This is a genomic window from Chlorobiota bacterium (assembly GCA_016700335.1).
Classification (GTDB): domain Bacteria; phylum Bacteroidota; class Ignavibacteria; order OLB7; family OLB7.
Map to the genome: position 1 here is coordinate 2,214,743 of CP065014.1, position 24,613 is coordinate 2,239,355.

At 27.5% G+C, this 24,613-nt stretch carries 19 protein-coding genes; 11 read left to right on the forward strand and 8 right to left on the reverse strand.

All coding sequences use genetic code 11. The features are described 5' to 3' along the window. Nucleotides 1–31: 31 nt before the first annotated feature. The 7 genes from IPP08_09080 (at nt 32) to IPP08_09110 (ending at nt 5,894) form a co-directional block, all read left to right on the forward strand. Nucleotides 32–787, forward strand: coding sequence for a response regulator transcription factor (locus IPP08_09080; protein QQS65920.1), 756 nt, complete (start codon nt 32–34; stop codon nt 785–787). 117 nt (nt 788–904) lie between these two features. After that, a complete protein-coding gene (locus tag IPP08_09085; GenBank protein ID QQS65921.1) occupies nt 905–1,303 on the forward strand; it encodes a response regulator in 399 nt (132 codons plus the stop codon). 201 nt (nt 1,304–1,504) lie between these two features. Further along, on the forward strand, nt 1,505–2,593 hold the full coding sequence (locus IPP08_09090) for an efflux RND transporter periplasmic adaptor subunit (GenBank protein QQS65922.1): 1,089 nt from the start codon (nt 1,505–1,507) through the stop codon (nt 2,591–2,593). 3 nt (nt 2,594–2,596) lie between these two features. Beyond that, nucleotides 2,597–3,211, forward strand: coding sequence for a hypothetical protein (locus tag IPP08_09095; GenBank protein ID QQS65923.1), 615 nt, complete (start codon nt 2,597–2,599; stop codon nt 3,209–3,211). 60 nt (nt 3,212–3,271) lie between these two features. Next, nucleotides 3,272–3,997, forward strand: a complete 726-nt coding sequence (locus IPP08_09100; GenBank protein QQS65924.1) for a hypothetical protein — start codon at nt 3,272–3,274, stop codon at nt 3,995–3,997. A 20-nt stretch (nt 3,998–4,017) separates the two neighbouring features. After that, nucleotides 4,018–5,286, forward strand: a complete 1,269-nt coding sequence (locus tag IPP08_09105) for a hypothetical protein (GenBank protein QQS65925.1) — start codon at nt 4,018–4,020, stop codon at nt 5,284–5,286. Beyond that, nucleotides 5,286–5,894 (forward strand): hypothetical protein, encoded by a 609-nt coding sequence (locus IPP08_09110; protein QQS65926.1) that lies wholly within the window; start codon nt 5,286–5,288, stop codon nt 5,892–5,894. The genes IPP08_09105 and IPP08_09110 overlap by 1 nt, the downstream gene beginning before the upstream one ends. A 38-nt stretch (nt 5,895–5,932) precedes the next feature. Here IPP08_09110 and IPP08_09115 read toward each other — a convergent pair whose 3' ends face one another. The 4 genes from IPP08_09115 to IPP08_09130 form a co-directional block, all read right to left on the reverse strand. Continuing rightward, nucleotides 5,933–6,790, reverse strand: a complete 858-nt coding sequence (locus IPP08_09115) for a hypothetical protein (protein QQS65927.1) — start codon at nt 6,788–6,790, stop codon at nt 5,933–5,935. A 64-nt stretch (nt 6,791–6,854) separates the two neighbouring features. Continuing rightward, entirely contained in the window at nt 6,855–7,115 is a 261-nt protein-coding gene (locus IPP08_09120; protein ID QQS65928.1) for a GlsB/YeaQ/YmgE family stress response membrane protein, read from the reverse strand. Between the two features lie 78 nt (nt 7,116–7,193). Beyond that, nucleotides 7,194–10,022: a DNA polymerase I gene (polA, locus tag IPP08_09125; protein QQS65929.1), complete on the reverse strand. Its 2,829-nt coding sequence runs from the start codon at nt 10,020–10,022 to the stop codon at nt 7,194–7,196. A gap of 160 nt (nt 10,023–10,182) precedes the next feature. Beyond that, nucleotides 10,183–11,313, reverse strand: coding sequence for a PQQ-dependent sugar dehydrogenase (locus IPP08_09130; protein QQS65930.1), 1,131 nt, complete (start codon nt 11,311–11,313; stop codon nt 10,183–10,185). A 191-nt stretch (nt 11,314–11,504) separates the two neighbouring features. Here IPP08_09130 and IPP08_09135 point away from each other — a divergent pair, with 191 nt between their 5' ends. Together IPP08_09135 and IPP08_09140 are read left to right on the forward strand one after the other, a co-directional pair. Beyond that, nucleotides 11,505–12,251, forward strand: coding sequence for a 3-oxoacyl-ACP reductase FabG (locus IPP08_09135; GenBank protein ID QQS65931.1), 747 nt, complete (start codon nt 11,505–11,507; stop codon nt 12,249–12,251). A 90-nt stretch (nt 12,252–12,341) separates the two neighbouring features. Beyond that, the gene (locus IPP08_09140; protein QQS65932.1) at nt 12,342–15,035 is read left to right on the forward strand and encodes a T9SS type A sorting domain-containing protein; all 2,694 of its coding nucleotides are present in this window, start codon (nt 12,342–12,344) and stop codon (nt 15,033–15,035) included. A gap of 76 nt (nt 15,036–15,111) precedes the next feature. On the opposite strand, the gene IPP08_09145 is transcribed toward IPP08_09140, so the two are convergent. From IPP08_09145 to IPP08_09155, 3 genes are all read right to left on the reverse strand, one after another. Next, entirely contained in the window at nt 15,112–16,671 is a 1,560-nt protein-coding gene (locus IPP08_09145) for a DUF1501 domain-containing protein (GenBank protein ID QQS65933.1), read from the reverse strand. A 157-nt stretch (nt 16,672–16,828) separates the two neighbouring features. Continuing rightward, nucleotides 16,829–18,505 carry a DUF1800 domain-containing protein gene (locus IPP08_09150; protein QQS65934.1) on the reverse strand — a complete coding sequence of 559 codons (1,677 nt, stop codon included), beginning with the start codon at nt 18,503–18,505 and terminating at the stop codon, nt 16,829–16,831. 142 nt (nt 18,506–18,647) lie between these two features. Continuing rightward, nucleotides 18,648–20,912, reverse strand: a complete 2,265-nt coding sequence (locus tag IPP08_09155) for a hypothetical protein (GenBank protein QQS65935.1) — start codon at nt 20,910–20,912, stop codon at nt 18,648–18,650. Between the two features lie 90 nt (nt 20,913–21,002). Here IPP08_09155 and IPP08_09160 point away from each other — a divergent pair, with 90 nt between their 5' ends. Together IPP08_09160 and IPP08_09165 are read left to right on the forward strand one after the other, a co-directional pair. Further along, nucleotides 21,003–21,437 carry a DUF309 domain-containing protein gene (locus tag IPP08_09160; protein QQS65936.1) on the forward strand — a complete coding sequence of 145 codons (435 nt, stop codon included), beginning with the start codon at nt 21,003–21,005 and terminating at the stop codon, nt 21,435–21,437. Nucleotides 21,438–21,532: 95 nt separating this feature from the next. After that, the gene (locus IPP08_09165) at nt 21,533–21,877 is read left to right on the forward strand and encodes a 4Fe-4S dicluster domain-containing protein (protein ID QQS65937.1); all 345 of its coding nucleotides are present in this window, start codon (nt 21,533–21,535) and stop codon (nt 21,875–21,877) included. Between the two features lie 76 nt (nt 21,878–21,953). Here IPP08_09165 and IPP08_09170 read toward each other — a convergent pair whose 3' ends face one another. After that, nucleotides 21,954–24,611, reverse strand: coding sequence for a histidine kinase (locus IPP08_09170; GenBank protein QQS65938.1), 2,658 nt, complete (start codon nt 24,609–24,611; stop codon nt 21,954–21,956). Nucleotides 24,612–24,613: the final 2 nt, after the last annotated feature.

Consider the following 24,613-nt stretch of genomic DNA (forward strand, 5'->3'; position numbering starts at 1 on the left):
ACAAAATAATACAAATTTCAGAATAATAATTATGTTAAGAGCAGTAATAGTAGATGACGAAAACAGTGGTGTTGAATCACTAAAACGTTTATTGAAAAAGAACTGTCAGGATATAGAGGTAATTTCAACAGCTGGTTCAGTTGAAGAGGGTATATCTGCTATAGAAGAAAATAATCCAGATGTTTTATTTTTAGATATCGAACTTCCAGATGGAAGTGGCTTCGATATTCTTGAAGTTATTGAACAAAAGAATATGTCAGTAATTTTTACTACTGCTCATAATCAATATGCAATTCGTGCAATTAAATTCGCCGCTTTAGATTATTTAATGAAACCTTTAAATAGTGAAGAGTTAATAATTGCTGTTAAAAAACTAAATGATCATCATTCCAAAAATGATAACAGAAAAGAACATATAAAATTGCTTCAAAATAATATTAGAAATTCTCAAGGAGAAAATTTTGGTAAAATTGCTTTACCTTCAACTGAAGGGTTTATGTTTATTGAAGTTGAAAATATTATTAGATGTGAAGCTCAAAGCAATTATACTATGTTTTATTTTGTTGGTGGTGAGAAAAATCTAGTTTCTAAAACTCTTGGTGAATTTGAGGATTTGTTGTTAGGTTGTAATTTTCTTCGAGTTCATAATTCACACCTTATTAACATGAAACATGCAAAAAAATATGTTAGAGGCAAAGGTGGTTTTGTTGTAATGACAGATGGATCTATGGTTGAAGTTTCTGTAAGAAAGAAAGAAGCTTTTATTCAACAATTATCAAAAGTTTAAATTTTAGTAAACTGACTTTACACTTACATTATTATTTTGCTCAATAACTCATTTAGTTAGTTTAGTTTAATTAAATATTTCGATATTTACAAAAACATATAAATACAAACTATGTAAATGGATTATTCTTTTCCCAAAGATTTTACTACAAAATTAAATGTAGTTATTATTGATGATGAATCTTCTGCTAGAAATGTTTTATCAAATTTATTGATCAAGAACTTTCAATTTATTGAAATTGTTACAATTGCAGTAAATTGCCAATCAGGAATTGATTCTATTATAAAATATAATCCAGAATTAGTATTCCTCGATATTGAAATGCCAGATGGCACTGGCTTTGATGTTTTAAACAAAACAAAATTCTTGAAATTTGATACTATTTTAACTACTGCCTACGAACAATATTCAAATCTTATTCATGATTATTCAATCATAGATTATTTACTAAAACCTATAATAGTTTCCGAACTAAGAAGTTCAATTCAAAAAGTTTTTACTAAAAGACTTGTTTAAATGTTTGCAATTTAAATAAAATATTATTTCATATTCATTAGAATCTGGTTCGTATTGTTTAGCCTTCCTTATTTAAATTAATTAAATAATTATCTTAGGATATTTCAATTTTAGAAATTCAAATTTTACATTAATATATTTTTATTATTATTAATACTAAAATATTTATTTTAAACATAAGTTATTCTAGTATTAATTTTTATGAAAAGAATATACATTATCATTGGGATTATTATTGTTCTAGTTTCAACAATTCTAATTTACAAATATTTCATAAGGCAACATGTTGAAGTAATATCACCAACAAGAAAAGAAGCCTTAAGTGCTTTGTATGCTACAGGAGTTGTGCATGCTGAAAACAAGGTCAATTTAAGGACCGAAGTTGCTGGTAAAGTAAAAATAATAAATGCAAGAATTGGGGAAGAAGTATGGGAGAATTCAGTAGTTATTGAATTAGATGCTGTAGCTCAAGCTGAAGCTGTAAAAGAGCAGTTAGGTGTTGTTCAAGAATCTTCTGCTAGTTTAAATGAAGCAAAAGCAAATTATTCAAAAGAACTTCAGTTGTTTAATTCAGATTCTTCAGATACTTCAAATCCTTCTAAAGTTAAAAATTTAAATGATGCTAAAATTAGGCTTGATAGAACAAACGCCTTAGCTAAAACTCTTCAAACATCACTTCAGAATAGAAAACGTGAAACTGGGAAAGGTAAAATAATTTCACCTATTTCAGGTATTATTACAAATCTTAAAACTACTATTGGAGAAGTACTACCTCAAAATTATGATGTAGCAACTATTATTGATCCTTTATCATTTAAAGTTTATGCAAATATTGATGAGTTAGATATTACGCGAATTCAACCTGGTCAAGAAGCAATACTACAGTTTGATGCAATGCCCTTAATGCGCTTCAGAGCTAGGATTGACAGGATTGTACCTCAAATAGATGAAAGATTTAAAACAATTACAGCAATATTAACTTTAATTGATAATGTTCCAAATATCTCTGAGGGAATGACTTCAACTTTAAATATTATTGAAGAAAGAAAAACAGATGCACTTGTATTACCAAGTACTTCTTTGGTAAATGAAGTAAATAAAGAAGCCTATGTTTTTATTGTTAAATACAATAAACAAATTGAAAAAAGAAAAATTAGAATTGGTATTAGAGGTGAAAATTATGTAGAGGTTATATATGGAATTAAGGAAAATGAAATGGTTGTTTTAAACTCGAATGAAAATTTAGTTGATGGTGATTATGTAGATGTTCATTCATTAAATGTTAAATAAGAATTGGAACTAAATCAAAAATATAACGTTCAAATATTATTACTAATTTTACTTTTTGTTTTTTATTTAACTGGTTGTGATTTATTCTCAACAAGACCTGCAGAGCCACCTTCAGGCAAATCTTCTGATTTTGAACAACCTCTAAATCCAACAATCGTACTCAAAAATATTCAAAGTTCTTTTATTTATGCAAATGCCTCCGATAATAAAAGATGTTTTAGTTCTGGGAATGATAATTTACCTCCATACATTTTTTATCCCTCATCTCAAGGGTTTGCGGCCTCTCCTGGAAAATTTTCTAATTGGGGGATTGAACAAGAAGAAGCATATTTAAAAAATGTGTTTTCACAATTACAACTTAATGGTGTTTGTTCAATTACTTTTTCACCTGATGAAGTTAATGAAATATCTGTTGGAGATTCAGTTTTATTTACTACAAGTTATCAAATTAAAATACCTCATACTAGATCTGATGCAGAAAGAGAATCAAGTGGAATTGCTCAATTTGTTTTTAAAAGATCAGCTAGAAATGAATGGATGATTACTTCATTCAGAGATTTTTCTCAAGTTGATAAAACTAGTTGGTCTTTGATAAAAGCAAGATTTATAGATTTTTAATTTTTTTTATTGTTTGGTTACTTTTCGAATCTGAAATTTCATTAAAACATTTTCCTCCTCTTGAAAAAAAAAGGATTTTTATTACTTGTAATTTTACAATTTGTCTTTTGTAAAATTGATTTATTATCTCAAGATACTGTAAGCAAATTTATCTCTGATGACTTTTTACTTTCACCAGAAAGTTTTAAACCATTTGATTTTAAATATTCAATTGGTCTTAACTTAACAATTTTACCACTAGAAATTGTAGAGGAAGAAATTAGACAATCCCCTATGCTAGATTTTCAAGCAAGATATGGACTACCCTTTGGATTTTCTATAAAAGCTCAACTTGCCACTAACTACTTAACTTATTTAGGAGCATTGAGTGTTCTGTATTCACTTGATATTGGGCAATTCGGATTAGGTTTTCAGGACAAACAGACTTACTGGAGGGGCTTCTCATCAATTATTGGATTTGATGTATTAGCAGACGGCTGGATGAATTTTCCTTCATTATCCTTAGGGTTTCGTACTTCAAATGTTAGACTATCTCTTTTAGCAGATTTACAATTCTTAACTTATCAACGAACAATTGTTGGTGAAACTCTTGCAAAGTCTTCTAGAAATCAATTAAATGGTTTTGGCATTGGAGCAACCATTGAACAACCTTTCTGGAAAAATACTGATGTTGTTTTAGGAATGAAAATTAATTATCAAAAATCTTCTTATCAGTCATGGCTTGCTTTTACAACTTTTGAGAAATTTTTTGCTTATCCTGAATTTACATTTGCCTTTATATTTTAAAAATTTTATTTTAATGTTCTATGAAAAAATTTATTAAAAGTATATTTAATATTTTTGTTTTAACTTTTCTTTACTCCTTAATTTCATGTTCAAATTCTCTTGAATATGATACTTTAGGTTCTAATTATAAAAATATACTAGATTCAACAGAACATTTAAAAAATTCGACTAAAAAACTAATTGAAGGGGTCTATTCTGTAACCAAAGGGAATATACAAATTGGAGATAATGTTGTTATTAAAATAGACGAAAAATACTTATCAGTTTTTAGTGGTAAGAATGAAGCTTTTATGATAACATTAGGTGGAGTTGATAAGGATACAAATTTTTCTTTTGAAGGATATTGGAGATATGCTCAAACTGAACAAAGAGGGAAAGTAAATTTTAGTATAGCAAAAAATGATGGTGCTTTAAGTATCTTAAATGGCTTAAAACCGAACAAAATTATTATTAAAGGTAGAATTGATGGAAATAATTTAGTTCCTACTTCAGACTTAGAGTTAACTTATTTACGACCACTTTACATTAGTAAAGATAATTTTTACATAGTTGGTCATAGAGGAGGTGGAAGAAATTCCGACCTTCATCCATTTAGTGAAAACAGTATTCAAATGATAAACTTTGCATCTGCTTTAGGTGCAAATGGTGTTGAGATTGACATTAGATTAACTAAAGATAAAGTTCCAGTTCTGTATCATGATGAAAATATTAATCAACGATTAACTAAAAGCCCTTTATTAGTTGGTCCGATTTCAAATTATACATACGATCAATTATTGAAATTTGGTCAACTTGTACGAGGTGAAGAAATTCCAACTTTAGAACAAGTACTTAAATTTATCGTATCAAAACAAAGTATCAATTTTGTTTGGTTAGATGTTAAAATTCCTGAAGAAGTTGATACTGTAATAGCTTTACAAAAAAGGTTTCAAGATTCTGCAAATAAGATTGGAAGAAAATTAGTAATACTTTTTGGGTTGCCAGATGAAGACGTTTACTTCACTTATTCTAATAATAAATTTAGAGGTTCATTATCTAATTCTGTTTGTGAACTTGACCTTGATAAGGTAGAGCAAATTAATTCTTATGCATGGGCACCAAGGTGGACTTTAGGTACTTTAAATACTGAAGTAGAACAAGTTCATTCCAAAAATAGAAAAGCAATTGTTTGGACTTTAGATCAAACAGATTTTATTGTCAAATTTTTAAAAGGAGGTAATTTTGATGGTATACTTACAAATTATCCTATGACTGTAGCTTATAACTATTATACTAAGATTAACCAATAATGAGTTTTAGAATTTTATTTTTATGGATTACATTTATTTCAATATTTAGTATTGGGAAATTGCAATCTCAAGAAAAATTTAGTAGATATAGGTTAGATTTATTCTTATCTGGTGGAGTATCTTTTTATGGGAGTAAAGATTCATTGTTTAATTCTAATTCTAAATATGATATTGTTCCAATTGGATTAGGTACTTCAATAAAAGTAATGTGGCAACCTGATAATCTTTTAAATTTTGGATTTGAATCAGGGTTTGTTAGAGCCTTATCATCCACTACTAAGGACTCACTAGGAAAAGTTAATGATCTTGTTAATGGTTATCAAGATATTATTCCAATTTTATTGGTGTTTGGTATGAGGTTTAACTGGATTGATATTTCTTCGGGAATTGGATATTATTATTTAAGTTCAAAAATTTATAACAATAAAACTCTAATAGCAATTAGTGATGAATATGATATGGGTTTCATGTTCTCTATTGCTGGTGAATATGATATAACCCCTGAATTTGCAATTGGGGGAGAAGCAAAAATTTATAGTATTTGGGAAAGGCAGTTTTATACTTTTGTCCCACAAATTAGATTAAGATACTCACCACTTATTTGGTGATTTAATTTTGTTAAAATTATCAATATTGATTTCTTTTACTAATTAAATTTATTTTGAAATTCAATTCTGTTTTTATACATTCTTTGTTTCATTTCTTCTTCAGTTTCTAAAACAATTTCACTAATTTCAGAAAATAACTTTTTATACAATTCTATTTTAGTATTAATCTCAAAGAACCATTCAATAATATTATGTTTTATGAGATTGATTGAATCGTATTCTCTAAAATTATTACTCAAATTATTTTCATTTTCAAACCATTCTAATGGCATTTCATCAATAATTTCTTTCATATTAATTTTAGAAATTTTTTTCAACAATTCTAATAATTTCAATGAGTTTAGCTCAGATTTATAAAATGGATTTCTTCTGAGTTCTTCTAGTACTTTTTTGTTATCGAAAAACTCTTTACTTTCTATTAAATTATTTATCAAAAAGCAAGCTTCAAAATCACATGAATAAATTTCATTTTTTACTTTAAATAAATTTAAATTTGTTAAGTTTCTGTCTATGTTTAATACTATTAAATCAAACATAAAAAGTTGATTTTTTTGGAAACAACTAAGTTGATTTATAGATTCTTTAGTAATATTTTTTGTAGAATTATGAAACTTATATGCAATATTAATACCATAACTTTTTTCAATTAATACAATAACTTCATCTAATATTTGTTCAATAATTACTTCGTTGTCTATAAAAATAAGTTCCGGTTTATCAATATTAATTCCACATTCAAATGCTAAATTTGAAACTATCCATTCACTAATAACTCCATGCTTACCACTGAATCCACTTTTTAGTTTTACAAAATATTTTCCATTTTGATTTTCAATTATAATAGGTGTTGATGAGCTATTTTTAATATATCCAATAACTTTTCCATTTCTTAACATCTAGGATAATTCTTTAAAATAAAAAATGATAAATTAAACTTCAACTTTAAAACTAAAAATGAACTTATGAACCACTTTTCTTAGATAAATAAAATCTATAGCCAAACAGTAAAACAACAGCACCAATAATAGATGTTATCAACCCTGCTTTCTCTCCAGGAGCATCATACCATCCTATGGCTTTGCCAATGAATGTCATAAACAAAGAACCTGCAACTCCAAGCACAATAGTCATTAGAATTCCACCACCGTCTTTGCCTGGCATAATTAACTTTGCTAAAGCACCTGCAATTCCTCCAATAATAATTGAATAAATAATACCCATTTTAATAAATAAATGTTAGTTGAAAAAAATATAATATCAAAAGCAAATCAAATTTAAACAAAATGTACCAAACAATTTTTAAAGATGTGCTTCATACCAATTACTACCAAAACCTGTATCCACAATAATTGGTACTTCACCAAGTGAAAAAGCATTTTCCATTTTATCTTTAACAAAATTTGACAAGCTTTCTGATTCACTAATTGGAACTTCAAAAATAAGTTCATCATGAACTTGTAATAGCATATTAGCATTCGGAAATGCTTCTGGCAAATTGAAATGTAAGTCTATCATAGCCTTTCTTATTATATCACTAGCAGTTCCTTGAATTGGCATATTAATTGCTGCTCTTTCATCTGCAGCCCTTGAAGCAGCATTTCTTGCATTTATATTATCATATTTTCTTCTCCTTCCAGACAAAGTTTCAACATATCCTTTTGTCCTTGCAGATTCTACTGTATCAGTCATATATTTATGCACTCCAGGGAATTTATCAAAATATGATTTAATAATTTCACTAGCTTCTGACCTTGGTATCTTAAGCCTTCTACCCAATCCAAATGCACCAATACCATACATAATTCCAAAATTTACTTCCTTTGCTTTTCGTCTCATATTTGGTGTTACTTCTTCTTTAGATACACCAAAAACTTTCATTGCAGTTGCAGAGTGAATATCTTCACCATTTTTAAAAGCAGTAACCATTGCCTCATCACCGCATACATGAGCCATTATTCTTAATTCAATCTGTGAATAATCAGCCGATACTAAAACAGCATTTGGTATTCCAGGTATAAAGGCTTTTCTGATTTCCTGACCAAGTTTACTTCTTATTGGAATATTTTGTAAGTTTGGATTATTAGAAGACAATCTTCCAGTTGAGACCAAAGCTTGATTATAACTTGTGTGTAGCCTTCCAGTTCTATTGTTTATTAATTCTGGTAGTGCATCAACATATGTATTTTTTAACTTTACTGCCTGACGATATTCCAAAATTTTTTCTGGTAATGGATGAATTTCAGATAATTCTTCAAGTACAAATTGATCTGTACTATATCCAGTTTTATTTTTTTTATTTACTGGTAATTTTAAATCTTCAAATAATACTTCAGCAAGTTGTTTTGGTGAGCTTATTGTGAATGGTCTTCCTGCGATATCGTGAATTTCTGACTCTAAATTTTTTGCAGTTTTTTCTAACAATTCTGAAATTTCACTTAAAGCTGATGTATCAATTTTAATTCCAATACTCTCCATTTTAGTAAGAACTTGTACTAAAGGGAAATCATAAGTTTCTGCGAGTGTATATAAACTTTCTTTTTTAAGTTCAGGAAGTAATACATTAAAAAGTTGTAAAGTAATATCAGCATCTTCACATGAATATTCTGATACAATATCTAAATCCACTTCTTTCATACTTCTCTCTCCTTTAATTCCAATTAAATCACTAATAGGTATTGGTTGATAATATAAATATTTAGTTGACATAGTATCCATTTTAATACCTTGTGTAGAATCTAAAATATATCCTGCAATCATTGTATCAAAAAATAATGAACTAACTTCTATACCATATCTTTTTAAAAGTAGCATATCAAACTTTGCATTATGAGCAATTTTTTTAATGTTATCATTTTCAAAAACAGGTTTAAGTTTTTCTATAACAGTTTCTAATTGAAGCCCATCACTAAACTTAGACTCTTCCTTTGCAAAAAGAGTACCAGCTCCTGAAGTTATAATTGTAAATTCTAAAGCAATTGGAATATAAAAACCTTCACCAACTTTTGTTGAAAAAGCAATACCAATTACATTCATATTATTTTTATCTAATGAATCAGTTTCCGTATCGAAACATAAATATTCTGACTTTTGTAAGTAATCAACTAATTCATCAATTTCAGATGAAGTTTTAATTGTTTTATAGGTATGTTGAGTATCATTAATAGATCTATTAATTTTTGGAGTTGAAGATATTTCAGTTTGAGTTTGATCAATTGAGTGTGAATCTGAAGAAAGGTTTTTTAATATTTCAATAACATCTGGGTACTTAGTAGCTAACCTTGAGATTAAAGAATTAAAACCTAATCTTTTGAATATTGGAATCAGTTTAGGAAGGTTAGGTTCATTAGTTTTTAAATCTTCAATTGTTTCATTTAATGTAACATCAATTTTAATTGTTACAAGCTCCTTACTCAAAAAAGCCATATCACGATTAATGATAAGTTTTTCTTTTAGCGATTTTTTTGTAATCTCTTCTATATTTTCATAAACATTTTCAAGGGAACCATATTGCTGAATTAAAGGTATCGCTGTCTTTTCACCAACTCCTTTAACACCTGGTATGTTATCTGAAGCATCACCAATTAAAGCTAAAACATCAATCACTTTGTCGGGGGTAACACCAAATTTTTTCTCTACTTCGTTGTAAGAAATTATCTCAACATCACTTCCCAGTTTACCTAATTTATAGATAGAAATACTTTCTTCAACTAACTGCATGAAATCTTTATCCTGAGTAACGCAATAAACTATATGTCCTTCTTTTGCAGCTATTTTAGCTAATGTACCAGCAATATCATCTGCTTCAACACCAGGCTTCACAATTGAAACAATATTTAATGATTCAAGAATTTGTTTAGTTCTTTCAAGTTGAGGAATCATTTCAGAGGGAAATTCAATTCTATTTGCTTTATAAGCCTCGTATTGATGATGCCTGAAAGTGGCTTCAGCACTATCCCAAGCCACTGTAATTGCATCTGGTTTTTCGGTTTCAAGAATTCTTAAAATTGCTGATATAAAGCCAAATGTTGCACCAGTTGGTTCACCATCTTTAGAAGTTAGTGGCATAGACATCATGGCGTAATAGCTCCTAAAAAGAAGAGCCATCCCATCTATTATAAAAAATTTCATTAGGTATTTTTTTTAAGTATTTAACAATAATAATGTTCTATCGAAGCAAATATAAAACTATATCTAAGAACTATAATTTTTGATAACTGTAATAATTAGAAACTACTTTGATGAAATCATTTTTCTAAAATTTTCAAATTATTCTAACTAATTAAAAACTTTATTCTTTAACAATTTTATAAATTATTCCATCAAAAGAACACAAATATAAATTTTCATAATTATCCTCTCCAAAAGCTGCAATCATCAAATCAGTATCAAGTAGCAAATTAACTGAAACTTTGTTTTCAAAGTTTATTTTAAGCGACCACAATTTTCCGGTTCCATAATCTGCAAATAGATATAAACCGAATAGAGTTTCAATTTCTTTACCATAGTATACCAATCCGCCAGTTACACATACTCCAATTTTGTGAGAGTAGTCCCAAATTGGAGGTATAATATTTTCGATATTACTATTATTTTTTTTATAAACACTTTTCCCCTCCATAATTCTCCAACCATAATTCCCCCCTTTTTCAACTAAGTCAATTTCTTCATATTTTTCCTGCCCAACATCTCCAAGCCATATTTTTTTGGTTTTGAAATCTATATAAAATTTCCAAGGGTTTCTAAACCCTAATGCATAAATTTCTGGTCTTGCTTTTAGTTTATTAATGTATGGATTATCATTTGGAATTGAATAATTTTTTCCTTCAGATTGATTATGAACATCAATTCTGAGCAGTTTGCCAAGTAATGAATTAAAATTTTGAGCATTGTTATTTGGATCACCACCAGAGCCTCCATCGCCAGTTGCAATGTATAAATAATTATCAAATCCAAACCTGATGCAACCACCATTGTGGTTTTTAAAAGGTTGTGAAATTTCTATTATTTTAAATTCACTTTTATAATCAACTTTTTCTTTTTTTAAGTCTAAATTAAACCTTGATACAATAGTTCTTAATGGATTTCTTGCAGTATAGTTTATATAAAAATATCCATTATTATTAAATTTTGGATCTAATGCAAAGCCCAACAAACCTAACTCTCCACCAGATATGACTTTTGTAGAAACATCTAAAAATTTGATTTTATTGTATTTACTATTATTTCTATCAATAGTATAAATCACTCCCCCTTGTTCAACAATAAAAATTCTATTAGTACCATCATTCGTGGTAATAAACTCAATCGGTTTATTAAAAGTAATACCTGGAAATGCATTTATTAGTTTTACATTTTGTGAAAAACTATAATTAATAAAAGTTACATTTAATAAAAGTAAATTAAGAATCAATTTATACATTTGAATCAATATTTATTCAAAAATAATTAATGTACTTGAACACATATATTTTATTATATTTATTTTATATTTCAAAGTTGGCTTGTTCATTTGAGTTTGATAAAATCGATTAATAAGTAAAAATTATTTTGAACTAAACAGATTTTTAATTATTATATTAGAGTTACATAAAACAATTTTAATATTTTACATTGAATAAATTAGAAGGAAGGGTTGCTATTATAACAGGTGCAGCAGTTGGAAATGGTCAAGCATTTTGCCAGAGATTAGCTCAAGAAGGTGCTACAGTAGTTATTGCAGATATTGCAGACGCTGAAGAAGCAATTGAAAAAGTTAAATCAATTGGTGGAAATATTATTGCATTAAGAACTGATGTAACTGATGAAATTCAAACTCAAGAACTTGCGAGAAAAACAATTGAACGCTTTGGCAGAATTGATATACTTGTAAATAATGTTGGTTTGTATCATGAAGAACCGTTTGAATTAATTTCTTACAAAGAATGGAAAAGAATGTTAGAAGTAAATTTAGATGGATTATTTTTAACAACTAAAGCAGTTTTACCACAAATGAAACAACAAGGCTATGGAAGAATTATAGCTTTAAGTAGCGATACAGTTTGGTTAGGTACTCCATATCTAGTTCATTATGTAACTTCTAAAATGGGGGTTATTGGATTTGTTAGATCTTTAGCAAGTGAAGTTGGGAAATATGGTGTTACAGTGAATGCAATTACAGTAGGTTTAACAGCAACTCAAAGACCATCAAATGAAAAACTTGTAGGTTCTATTTTGGAGCATTTACTACCTCAACAAGCAATTCATAGAAGTGATGAACCAGAAGACATTGCGGAAGTAGTTGCATTTTTAGCTTCTGAAGTTTCATCTATTATTACTGGTCAAACCATTAATGTTGATGGAGGAATTGCAAGACATTAAAATAAATTTATACAAGTTATTTAAATACAAATCGCTCTAAGAAATGTTTTTTAATTCAAGAATAAATAATCAAACATAGAAATTTATTAGATGAATAATATTTTTAAATGGAGTATAATTCTATATATAATTACATTTTATTTTTGTTTAAATTTAGAAGCACAAACACCATCCCTTTTTTTTAAAGATGGGAATGCAGTTGTTACTCATTTCTCAGGTGAGAATCTATTACCAAATCCTAATGGTTATGTGTTAAAAATAATCGAAACTAAAAATGCAACATTCCAAAAAAAAGGAGAGAATTGGAGTGCTCCAGCGTTTGATAAACCAAGTTGGAGGGCATCAACTTTAGGTGAAATATTTGGTATTTGTATAGATTCCTCTAAAAATATTTATGTTACATCAACTTCAATTTATGGGAAAGCTCCTCTTGGAATTGGTGGTCCAGGGGCAGTTTATAAAATTGATGCAATAACTGGCGAACCATCTGTATTTGTAAAATTACCAAACAGAATTGATGATAATTGGAAACATTATCCAAACTTAGGGAACATATGTTTTGATATAAAATTAAATAGATTTTATGTTTCAAATTTTGAAGATGGAAAAATATATTGTTTGAATTTTAATGGTTCTATTAATTCAATTTTTGATCCATTTAAATTAGATGATAATCAACCTGGGTTTGCACCCTTAGGTGAAAGAATTTGGGGCTTAGGTGTGAACAATGGAAGACTTTATTATGGTCGCTATATTTCAGATAGAGTTAGGTTTGATTCATTGAATCAAATATGGTCAGTTCAAATTAATTCTCAAGGGTTTGTTTTAAATTCAAATTTTCTTGAATTAATTTTACCAAGTGATGGATATGCTTTTGATGGTAATTTAAACAAGATATTTTTTAACTCACCTCCGTCTGATATAGAATTTTCATTCGATGGAAAATACATGTTAGTTGCAGGAAGAACAATGAGTAATGATATGATTGATAACCAATCTAGTAAAGATCCAGTTACTCAAATTAATCCTTTTGCTCACTTTTCTAATCTACGAGAATTCAATTCTTTATCTGGTTTGTCTAACAGTTGGAATTCTATAAATAGTAAAATTATTCCAATTGGTTATAAATCTGAACTTGAAAGAAGCAATTGTTCAGGTGGGTGCGATTATAGCTTCTTTCCAATTGATAATGGCAATTTTAATGTTCGAGATTCATTTGTTTGGAGTACTGGTGATGCACTTCATTTTACTCCTCTACCTGACCTAATATATGGTTTGCAAGGCACACCAAGAAATGATTATGAAAATGCATTTGTTAATTCAGTGTTAATTGATGTTGATAATGATTTGGTTTCTTACGACAAAGCAATGATAGGAGATGTAGATATTTTTAAACCTAATCCTAATAATGATTGTATTTATTTAAGTAAATATTCTATTAACTTTAATACACAATATTGTTTTGGAAATGACTCTCAAAAACTAGAAATATATAATTGTGGTTCAGACACTTTAAAAATTAATCTTTATATAAAATCTGGTTTATTTTTTAGTCTTGGTCCTGATACTAATTTTACAATAAATATAAATGAAACTAAATACATCAATGTAAACTTTAACCCAAATGCTATAAATATTTATAATGATACTTTAGTTATGGTAACTAATTCTAAAACTAATCCTATAATTAACATTCCATTAAATGGTAAATTATTTGAGAAGAAATTAAACCTTATCTCTTCAAAATCTATATATAACTTTGGAATTTGCGATATAGGAAAATTTATTATTGACAGCGTAAAATTATATAATAAAAATGATTATCCCATAAAGTTAATATATCAAAACACAAATCCAAATTTCATTTTTTCTGAAGGGATTGATACAATTAATATTAAAAAATTTGATTCCCAATTTGTTAAAATAAAATTCATTCCAACATCTTGTTACCAGGATTCTTCAAAAATATTTATTTATAATGTAAACTGTCCTGATACATTAACCATTACTGCTTTTGGTGAAGGTAATTCTTTGAATTCGGTTTTTACAATTGGTACTAATTCTAAGATTATACATGGTGATTATTATAATAATTTATTAATTCCAATCATTTTAACTAGTGACAATATTACTAATGACGAAGTAAAAAAAATAGAAACAACTGTTAAATTTAAATCTAATTTATTATACCCAGAACAATTGATTTCAAAAGATACTCAAAGAATAAAAGTTGTTGAATTAAATAGATTTATTGATGGCGATTATATGAATATTAGGTTTGAGTTGAATATAAAATATTTAAACTTTCAATTAGACTCAACAGGAAAATTAATAGTAAATAATGACACATTAGCATTTTTGGAATTAACTCCGTTTCAATCTGATGATTCAACTTCTGAAATAATTTTCGAATCAGTGAACAGCTTTCCATGTCAAGTTTTAAAACAAACTCGTAACGGATTCTTAAAAGTAATTATACGTGATTGTAATTTAAAAGACAGACAAATAGAATTATTTGAAATACCTGAAATTGAATCAATCCAACCAAACCCAACTAATGATAAAGTTCTTTTAAAATTGTCTTACAACAAGCTTGAAAACTCCTATTTAAGACTATACAATGTAAATGGTAAATTAGTTAAAAAAATTACTTTTAATAAAAATTCAAATAGTAATATTGTTGAATATGAGTTATGCTTACAAGACGAATCTAATGGGATTTATACATTAATTTTCGCTTCAAATTCTGGAAGTTCTGTCAAAAATATAATTGTTAACAAGTAAATCATAATTTAATTTTTAGATAAAAAAAATCCCAAATAAATTAATATTTGGGATTTTTATTTTTTACTATAAATGACTATATTTTAACCATCTCTTTGGTAGATTTTACATTATTATTAATAAGTACGATAAAATATTTTCCTTGAGGTAAGTTAGATCCATCATAAACAATTTCATGTGAACCTTGTGGTAATGATTTATCAATTAATGTATCAACTTCAACTCCTTTTAAATCATAAACTTTTAATGAGACAAAGGAATTATTACAGTTTAACCTAATTATTGTTTTAGATGAAAATGGATTTGGGAAATTTTGTGAAAGTTGAATTTCACTTGAGCTATTTGAGTCTTTTGCATCAGTTGAGCCTCCTTTAATAATTGGTAGAATTGGATACTGATCAAACAGAACTTTTTTCATAACATCATTATCTACACAGAACCAATCCTTGAGTAATGAAGCATAAATACTTCTAAAATCATATTGCATTTCAACATTATCATCTTCTGTTGGTTTGCTTGGAATTATAGGACTTTTACCTAAAACTCCTGGCACAACATTAGTTCCAAATACAAACAATGGTGCAGCTGCACCATGGTCAGTTCCAGCACTAGAATTGGATTTAATTCTTCTGCCAAATTCAGAGAATGTCATTCCAATTACTTTATCTTCCATTTTTGCAATTTTAATTTCGTCTTGAAATGCTTGTATTGCTTGTGAAAGTTGACCTAATAAAATTGGATGAGAAAGGGTACCACTATTCTGCCCTGAATGAGTATCAAAGCCAGTCATAGATACATGGTAAACTCTAGTTTTCATTCCACCAGTTATCATTTTTGCAACAACTTTTAGCTGGTCAGCTAAAGGATTTAATTTATCAGCAGGAAACAATTTTGACTTAGTTGTAGTTTTTGTTACTATATCCCGAACTGGAGTAACAAATTTTTCTACTTGGTCAGAAACTCTTCTTACATAATCAAGTTCTTTTCCAGCCCTTGGATTATTGGTTGGAACAAAATTGTCTTTTGATGTATTATAATAACTCCCAGCATCACCCCATGCCATTCCCATGTTTGAGGTTGGACCATCAAATGCAATACTTATAGTGGAACCAACTTGAATTGCTGGAGGATGAGGCATAGTACTATTTGGGAAACCAGATGGATACAATGGAAACTCTTCATGAAGCTCACGACCTAACCAACCAGTTGTTACATATGAATCATAATCAGCTCCAGTTAACCAAATATCAGTTGATCTAAAATGTGAGAAATTTGGATTAGGATATCCAACACTCTGAACTAATCTTACTTTTTGTTCATTATACATTGATTGTAAATGGGTCATTGCAGGATTTATACCAGTTGAATTTGTAAGCTTTAAAACTTGATTTTCTGCAATTGCTATGTTGCTTCTTGCATTGTTGTATAAATTATAATTATCTAATGGAATCACTGTATTTAATCCATCATTTCCACCACCAAGTTGTATAAGTACCAATACCCTATCTGTATTTTGAGCTTGTGAAAGTAAACTTGTAAATTTACTTTGTTTACCGTAAGCTGTTATTTGTAATCCACCAAAAATTAGAGGAACTGATAAAGCTCCTGCTGATTGTATAAAATTTCTTCTTTTCATATTTGATTTAAAATTTGGAATTTGTTAAGGAATCAACCAAGAAAGTAATTACATTTAATTTATAAAAATTTAACTTCAATATTAAATTTCTACTTAATCTTCTACAATTAGTTTAATTGTAGAATAAAGAATAATTACAAAATCTTAGAAATTTAAATTACATTAATTGAAACTCAGGAGATACCAATATCTGTTTTAGCAATGCTCTTAGTTTTTTCTCAATTGCTGTTTTTTTATTTGCATCAGTTGGGGAAGACTTGTAATCTAACCATTCAACTGTCCATTCATAGTCAGGTAAATTGTTTAAAAGAACACCTTTTAACATATCTTTAAATTCGCTAGATACCTTAAAAGCAAATAAAAGCATAACCCATTCATTAACTAATTTATTTGGATCGCTTGGATCAGAAGTTTCTTCAGCCAAAGCAAAAACATCTGCATAAGCTAGTTCCCTTGATTCAGGTGATTGATAACCTAACACTGCAAGTTCATTCAAATACTTAACTCTTTTTTGTAATGTATCTGTGTTAATCCAAAATTCATAATAGTCAGGTTCTTGGTGGTAAGCTTCCCATCCTGCAACGTTTAACTGACCAAACAGGGTTTGCTGTAAAGAATTTAATAATCTTCTCTGTCCAATTGCACCATAATAAACTCTTACTAAATCTGTTACACTTGTAGGTTTTGGTAAAGAAGCTAACAAAGTATTGAAAGTGCTTAGAACAAAATCGATTGGAGGTTTAATCATACTTCCAAAACGTGATGAATCAAAGAAATGTGCACTCTTAAGTAGTGCTAATAATGCTGGTTTTACATTATAGTTATTTGATCTTAAAATTGTCGCCATAGGTTTAATAACATTCTCTTCGATTGTTTCATCAATAATATAATCTACATACCATTTGTAAAGCTCTCTACATATATTTTTTGAAGTTGCCTCTTGATTAAAAATCATATTTATCAAATCATCTAATTCACTCATTGCACCATCAATTCCAGTTCTACCTTTTATAATTACACTACCATAATTTGATGAAAATTGTTTATCAGTAGTATCATGGTTCCTATCACTAAAGGCGTATGTTTGTTTGTCACTATCATCACTCCAACCAGTTAGAACTCTTGCAGCTGCTTGAACATCAGATTCTGTATAAGTTGTATAATTTCCTTTTGTTATTTCTTTTCCTTTCCCAATTGTAAATAATTCTTGCAACTCTCTACCATAATTCTCGTTAGTATCTTGTTTGGTATTTGTATTCCCATTTAAGAATCTAAGCATACCTGGATCTAAGGTAATTTTTTTAGCCAAATCTTTAAAATTACCAAATGCCATCTCTCTTATTAATGAATTTTGCTTGTATAAAAGCCTTGAATCTTTAACACCTGATGCCGTTGATACAAAATGGTTATTTAAAAATAAAACCATTTTTTCCCTTGCAGCTGTTGTTGTATCTCTCATTAAATTAACCCACCATCCAGCTAATGATTCTAATCTACTATTATCAGTTACTGAATTGAATTGAGAATTTACCCAAGTTTCACCTTGTTTTGCATTATCATTTTGGAAAAATACTAATGGCGGTTGTGGTAATGGTGAATCTGCTAAAAGATAATCAACAGCAAGTGACATTGATTTTTGTTTAAGCATTTCAACATCTTTTCTTCTTGAATTAAATGTTGTTCTTCTCAATAAATGTGCTGCTTGTTCAAAACCCCAAACTCCAGAATATTCCTCTAACCCTGCAGATGATAGTGGAATTGTTCTATTTCCGGATGTACTATTTCTGATTTTGTCTGGAGAACTATGGCCCTGTAAAAAGTTCCTTCGATTCATAATTAATTTTTGATTTTAATAATTGGAAAGTATATTAGTGAGGTTTTCTAATTTAATTGACACCAATATAATTTAAATATTACACTTCTTTAAGAGTATAAGTTTTCTAATAATTTCTATTTTAATTAAATAATAAAAGACTTTACATTTTTGAAGTTAAGAAGTTAACAAATCTTAAAAATTCAAGTTCTCTAACCTTTCGGTATTTAATTGTTTTAACTGAGTAGATGTCTTTTATTCTATTCAATTTTCCAAATATAGAATCATATTTATTTATCTTTATCTCTTTTCTAACATAATCTTTTAATAGCAAAGTCTCAACTATATTTGATGATAAATATACAATAATACAACTAGCATAATTATTATCAATTTTCAATATTTCAGGTAATAATTTTTCAAATTCAATTGCAACATTTATTGGTAATTTTTCTTTTGTAATATTTAACATCCATAATTTTAATATTAGTGAATCTGTATAATTTCTGGAATTTTTAACCTCATTTTTTATTAATATTAATTTATTAGAATCATTCATCAAATTTGTAAGTATATACTTTATTCCATAATTATCCAAATTATTTATAAAGTGTTTTCTTAACAATCCTTTTAAGTTCAACCAAGAAAACAAATCAATTTTATTTATAGAATCACAGTATAAAAGTGCTTTAGTAGTATCACCCAATAACCATAATGCATCTATGGTTTCGGGTAATGTTGAAAATAGATAATATGCATTAGAATCAGATTTAAAATTTTTAACAGAATCTAATAGTTCAATATATTTTTTATCACCATACAATGATTTTATTATACCAGTTCTAGCATTTGAAGTTACACCATATTGCAATGAATTTGAAAAATTTTTATATGCTAAACTAAAATTTCCTTTTTGTAACTCTTTTAATCCAACATAATTTAATATTCCAATTTTTCTCAATTTACTCTGCTTAAAAAAAGAGCTTCCTCCATACAAATATTTCATTGCAATTTCATCATTAACATTTTCAGCCAATCCTATTTCTCTTCTATAAATATTTGTTAATGAATTAAAAGTCTGATTATAAGTTTGTTCAAAATTTTCATTTGAGAATAATTTTTTAAATTTATTACTACCATACTTTTCAAAAAGCCATTTACAAAATCCACCACTTAAAGTATAGCATAATGACTCTTTAGCATTTGTAAAACCCCCTAACTTAAATATGTAAGGGAGCAAAGTATCCCCATGTATTTTAGTTATATTTTTAGTATGTTCTTCTAAAGTTCTTTCAGGATAATTGTCTTCAACCATCATAGCTGCTCCTTCAGTAATACCTTGATTATATGCTATTCCTAAAATGCTACCATATTTCGCTAATAGTACATGTGTTAGTTCATGTTTTAAAACTGAACCAATTCCTAATGTTGTAATATTGATATAACCTAACCAAGGTTTTGTAAAGTTTGAATTTCCAGCACCTGTTAAAGATTTTTGTAAATCTGAATTATTATAAATAAATATTTTGGGTCTAATAATTTTTGCTTCGTCCAATTCCAACTTCTCAATAATCTCTTTTATATAGAATTCTGTTAACCATTCTGCTTTCCATAAATTCAATGAATCTGTTTTTGATTTATCTATATAAATTGTTGCATGTAAAGTATTTATTGAATCAGGTAAAAACTTTACAATATTTTCAAAACTCTGTGTTAATTTTAGTTTATCTCGGTTAAACAATACTATTGGTAAAAACAAACAAATTATTAATATTAATATGTTGATTTTTGATAATTTAAAGGAAAAATCCCCATTTATTTTAATTAACTCTAAACAAGATAAATATAATAAAATAGCTATTAATATTTGTGCTATTCTGTATGAAATTAGTAATGTTGAAATTGTTAATTCAGCATCCCATGCCAACCCAGGGAAATATCCAATTTGCCAAGAATAGAAATAAATATGAGGATTATAATATGCTTCAAACCCTGCTCTAATAAAGCTCAATGACCAAATTGAAAAATAAATAATTGTTTTATACTTATTTTTAACAACAAATAAATCTACACAATTTGATAATAAAGTGGATATAATTACTGATGGGAAAACAAGAATTATATACCATTTAACTCCATCAAAATCAAATAAAGAATAATCTTCATATAATTCCCTGCATATTGCAAATATGAGGATCAAGATCATATTTGTAATAACAATAGAATATTTTAACTTTAACTCTCTTTTACTTAAAATCACATATAATCCATTTGTTATACTCAATACAAATGCAAATAAAACTGAAAATTCATAATGAAAATCTTTAGTTAAAATATTTGAATAAGTGTACAAAAACAAAACTAATGAGCTTACAAATAAAATGACTTCAAATATGTAAAAACCTAATATTTTTTTAAATTTTAGCATTCTTTTAACAATTAGTAACAATTTTATAAAATAAAAATAGTTATTATGCATTGTTAAATTGCTTTACTTTTAAATTATATTCCAAACAAAATGTCAAACGACTCAAAAAAATCGTTTCAATCTCAATATGAATTAGGATTAAATGAGTTTAATTCAGGAAAGTTTTTTGAATCGCACGATACATTAGAAGATTTATGGATGGAAGTTCGTGGTGAAAAAAGAAAATTTTTTCAAGGGTTAATTCAAATTTCTGTAGGAATGTTTCATTACATTCATGGAAATTTTACTGGTGGAGAAAATCAACTTGTGCGTGGTATAGAAAAATTAAATGAATATATGCAAAGTGGTGAAGAAATCTATTTGGGTATTGATTTAAAATCATTAATTAAGCAACTTTCTGATAATAGAATTTCTATAAGGAAATGTATTCAAGAAGGAGATAACCCTCATAAATACGACAATCTTCCCTTAATTAAATACAGTCCAAATAAAGATGTTGAAGAATTTTTTGAAAAAAATTTTTAAAAAGTATTGTGGTTTTCAAAATATCATTGTAGCTTTACATAAATAATTTATAAGAATAATCTACAACATTTTAATAGTAATAATTTTAGAAAAAAATGGCAATTTATATTACAACAGATTGTATTAATTGTGGAGCATGTGAACCTGAATGTCCTAACACTGCAATTTATGAAGGAGGTGCCAATTGGACATTAGGAGAAGATACTTTTGGTCAAGGCTCTGAAGCTCCATCTGGTGCTACTAACTTTTGGTCAGCTGACTTTTTTTATATTGTTCCAGATAAATGTACAGAGTGTGTCGGCTTTCATGATGAACCTCAATGTGCTGCTGTTTGTCCAGTAGATGTATGTCTTCCTGATCCTAATCTTGTAGAGTCTCGTGAAGAATTAGATCTTAAATTAGAGTACTTGAACATAATTGATGCTGGTCGTTTGAGATAACTAACAAGTTTATTAAAAAAAAACTGTTCTATATTTAGAGCAGTTTTTTTTTGTTGTAAAATACTTACATCACTAATTATTCAATTGGAATTATCAACTCAACCTTAGTTCCTAATGCTTCATTATTATTGTATAAATCAATTACTTTTACACTCACTTTTTGTTTTCTTAATGAATTTAATATCTCAAGCCTGTCTTTAGTTGCTTCCATAGCAATAGATTTATGTGAAGTTAATCTTTGATTTTTCAGTTCCAAAGCTTTTTTTCTACCTATACCATTATCTTGTATCCAACAAAGCATATTAATTTCATCTATCATTTTCATACCTATAATAATAGTTCCTCCTGAAGACTTTGGTCTTAATCCATGTTTGATTGAGTTCTCTATGTAAGGCTGAATTAGCATAGGTGGTATTGTTAACCAATGAACATCTACATTTGGATCTATATCAAATTTATAATCGAATTGATTATCAAATCTAACCCTTTCTAAAGTCAAATATATTTCCAAGGTTTCAATCTCCTTAGCAATAGGAATAGCTTGTTTCCTTGAGTTGTCAAGTATTTTTCTAATCAGTCTTGCAAATAATGCTAAATATTCTGAAGCTAATTCTTGTTTATTATCTGTAATGTAACTTTGAATTGAGTTTAAAGAATTAAAAATAAAGTGAGGATTCATTTGTAGCCTAAGTGCTTGTAATTCAGATTGTAATGCTCTGCTTTCAGCTTCAACTTTTTTTTGTCTAATATTCTTTAATCTCAAATAATAAAATAGTGATGCTAAGCTAAAAACTACTAAAATTATTAATGAACGAAACCACCATTTAGTCCAAATTGGTGATTCGATTTTTATAGTCAATATAAATTTTTTAGAATTACCAATTGATTTAATATAAAGTTGATAATTTCCTGGGTCAATATTTGTATAGGAAATATATCTTCTGTCAGAAACTATTATAGGGTCTTTATCAAACCCAATTAGTTGATATTCAAAATTTATTGCTTTCCCCGAAAAATCTAATCCAGTAAATTCTAAGTTGAAGGAATTATCCTGATAACTTAAGTAAATAGAATCTTTATTAAATAGTTCTTTATGAATTTCTTTTGAGTCAATTTGAAAACTTGTAATTACAATATCAAAATCATTTTTTTGTATAGTTTCCTTACCCCTTATCATCATGAGTATATTTCCACTCAATCCACATAAAACCTTGCTTCCATCATTTAACTTATAGTAGATATTTCCAATTAAAGATTCAAATAATTTTGAATTACCAGTTATTGTTTCAAACTCAATACATCCAGTTTCTGAAGACAAATACAAAGTACTCTTATTATCGATATAAATTGATTTGAGGTTTGAGGCAGGTATATTAATTTTGTCAAAATGATCATTCTCTCTCTGATAATTAAACAAACCATCTGTTGTTGCACAAAATATCTTATCGTTTAAGCAAACTACTCCTATTATTTTTTTGTCAAATTTATATTTCTTAAAAGTCGTAAAATTACTTTTAGTTTTATTAATTTGGAATGGTGATGAAATCCAATATTCGTCTAAACTACTTTTAGAAATACTTATTATGGTATCACTTGAAATTGAATTTGAATCTTTATAATTACTTTTAAGAAAACTCTTTAAACTATTATTTCCCAAATCTAATTTCCAAACACCTTTACCTTTTGTACCAATTAAAATACTATTATCACTTTTAAAAATTGAAGTTATGAATGTATTTAGTGAATCATTATTCATTCCAAAAAGACTACTAATTTTATCAGAATTTAAGTTTATATTTAGCAACCCATTTTCTGTTCCAATTAATAGCGAATCATTACTTAATTCACATATTGTATTTACATTATTTCTTCCACTATTATTAATATCATTGCTTAAATTTATTCTATCAATTCCCCCTAATTTATAATTAACAATATTTAAACCATTATTTGTTCCAAGAAATACTTTTGATCCTTCTATAATATAATTTACTACAGAATTAGAATCTGATAAAGGAATTTTTAGAGTAGTTATATTAATATCATTCTTTTTTACAAAACCTGCACCACCTCTTGTTCCTAACCATATAAATCCATTTTTATCAGTCATTAAAGATAACACTAGAGTTGATTTTTGATTTAAAGAAATCTCAGAACAAATTGTTGTGCTTATACCATTATATTTAAACAAACCTTTTTCACTTCCAATCCATAATGTACCACTACTATCTGACGTTAATGAAGCAACTGATGCAGTTGAATCGAATTTAATTTTTTGTGAAATATTCTTTTTGATATCTAATTTATAAAGCCCAGCTGTACTTCCAACAAAAAGATCATTTTTAATAAGGCAAATACTTGAAATATCACTAATTGATAGTTTACGAATTTCATCATCAATCACTTCAATTTTAACTTTATTTTTTACTTCATTCTTTGACTTAATAATAGCATTTTTTTTAATTAGAATAGGTTGTTTGTATTTTTTTATTATTCCAGTTTTCCAATTAAATTTATTTAAACCTCTATCATGTGTAGAAACAAAAATATTGCTATCTGAAGTTTCTACAATTCCAGATACTATATTTCCATTTAAAAAGTTGTTATTGAGCAATCCTATAAAATTAATGGCATTGCCGTTTAGTTTATCTAACAATGACAAACCTTTATCAGTTCCAACCCATAATACACCCCTTGAATCAACTAATAATGATGTTATTTTACTTGATGGCAAAC

Excerpts from the sequence above, each read along its gene's own strand:
- IPP08_09080 (QQS65920.1), top strand. The coding sequence starts at position 32 with ATGTTAAGAGCAGTAATAGTAGATGACGAAAACAGTGGTGTTGAATCA.
- IPP08_09085 (QQS65921.1), top strand. The coding sequence starts at position 905 with ATGGATTATTCTTTTCCCAAAGATTTTACTACAAAATTAAATGTAGTT.
- IPP08_09090 (QQS65922.1), top strand. The coding sequence starts at position 1,505 with ATGAAAAGAATATACATTATCATTGGGATTATTATTGTTCTAGTTTCA.
- IPP08_09105 (QQS65925.1), top strand. The coding sequence starts at position 4,018 with ATGAAAAAATTTATTAAAAGTATATTTAATATTTTTGTTTTAACTTTT.
- IPP08_09110 (QQS65926.1), top strand. The coding sequence starts at position 5,286 with ATGAGTTTTAGAATTTTATTTTTATGGATTACATTTATTTCAATATTT.
- IPP08_09115 (QQS65927.1), bottom strand. The coding sequence starts at position 6,790 with ATGTTAAGAAATGGAAAAGTTATTGGATATATTAAAAATAGCTCATCA.
- IPP08_09120 (QQS65928.1), bottom strand. The coding sequence starts at position 7,115 with ATGGGTATTATTTATTCAATTATTATTGGAGGAATTGCAGGTGCTTTA.
- polA (QQS65929.1), bottom strand. The coding sequence starts at position 10,022 with ATGAAATTTTTTATAATAGATGGGATGGCTCTTCTTTTTAGGAGCTAT.
- IPP08_09130 (QQS65930.1), bottom strand. The coding sequence starts at position 11,313 with ATGTATAAATTGATTCTTAATTTACTTTTATTAAATGTAACTTTTATT.
- IPP08_09140 (QQS65932.1), top strand. The coding sequence starts at position 12,342 with ATGAATAATATTTTTAAATGGAGTATAATTCTATATATAATTACATTT.
- IPP08_09145 (QQS65933.1), bottom strand. The coding sequence starts at position 16,671 with ATGAAAAGAAGAAATTTTATACAATCAGCAGGAGCTTTATCAGTTCCT.
- IPP08_09150 (QQS65934.1), bottom strand. The coding sequence starts at position 18,505 with ATGAATCGAAGGAACTTTTTACAGGGCCATAGTTCTCCAGACAAAATC.
- IPP08_09155 (QQS65935.1), bottom strand. The coding sequence starts at position 20,912 with ATGCTAAAATTTAAAAAAATATTAGGTTTTTACATATTTGAAGTCATT.
- IPP08_09160 (QQS65936.1), top strand. The coding sequence starts at position 21,003 with ATGTCAAACGACTCAAAAAAATCGTTTCAATCTCAATATGAATTAGGA.
- IPP08_09165 (QQS65937.1), top strand. The coding sequence starts at position 21,533 with ATGGCAATTTATATTACAACAGATTGTATTAATTGTGGAGCATGTGAA.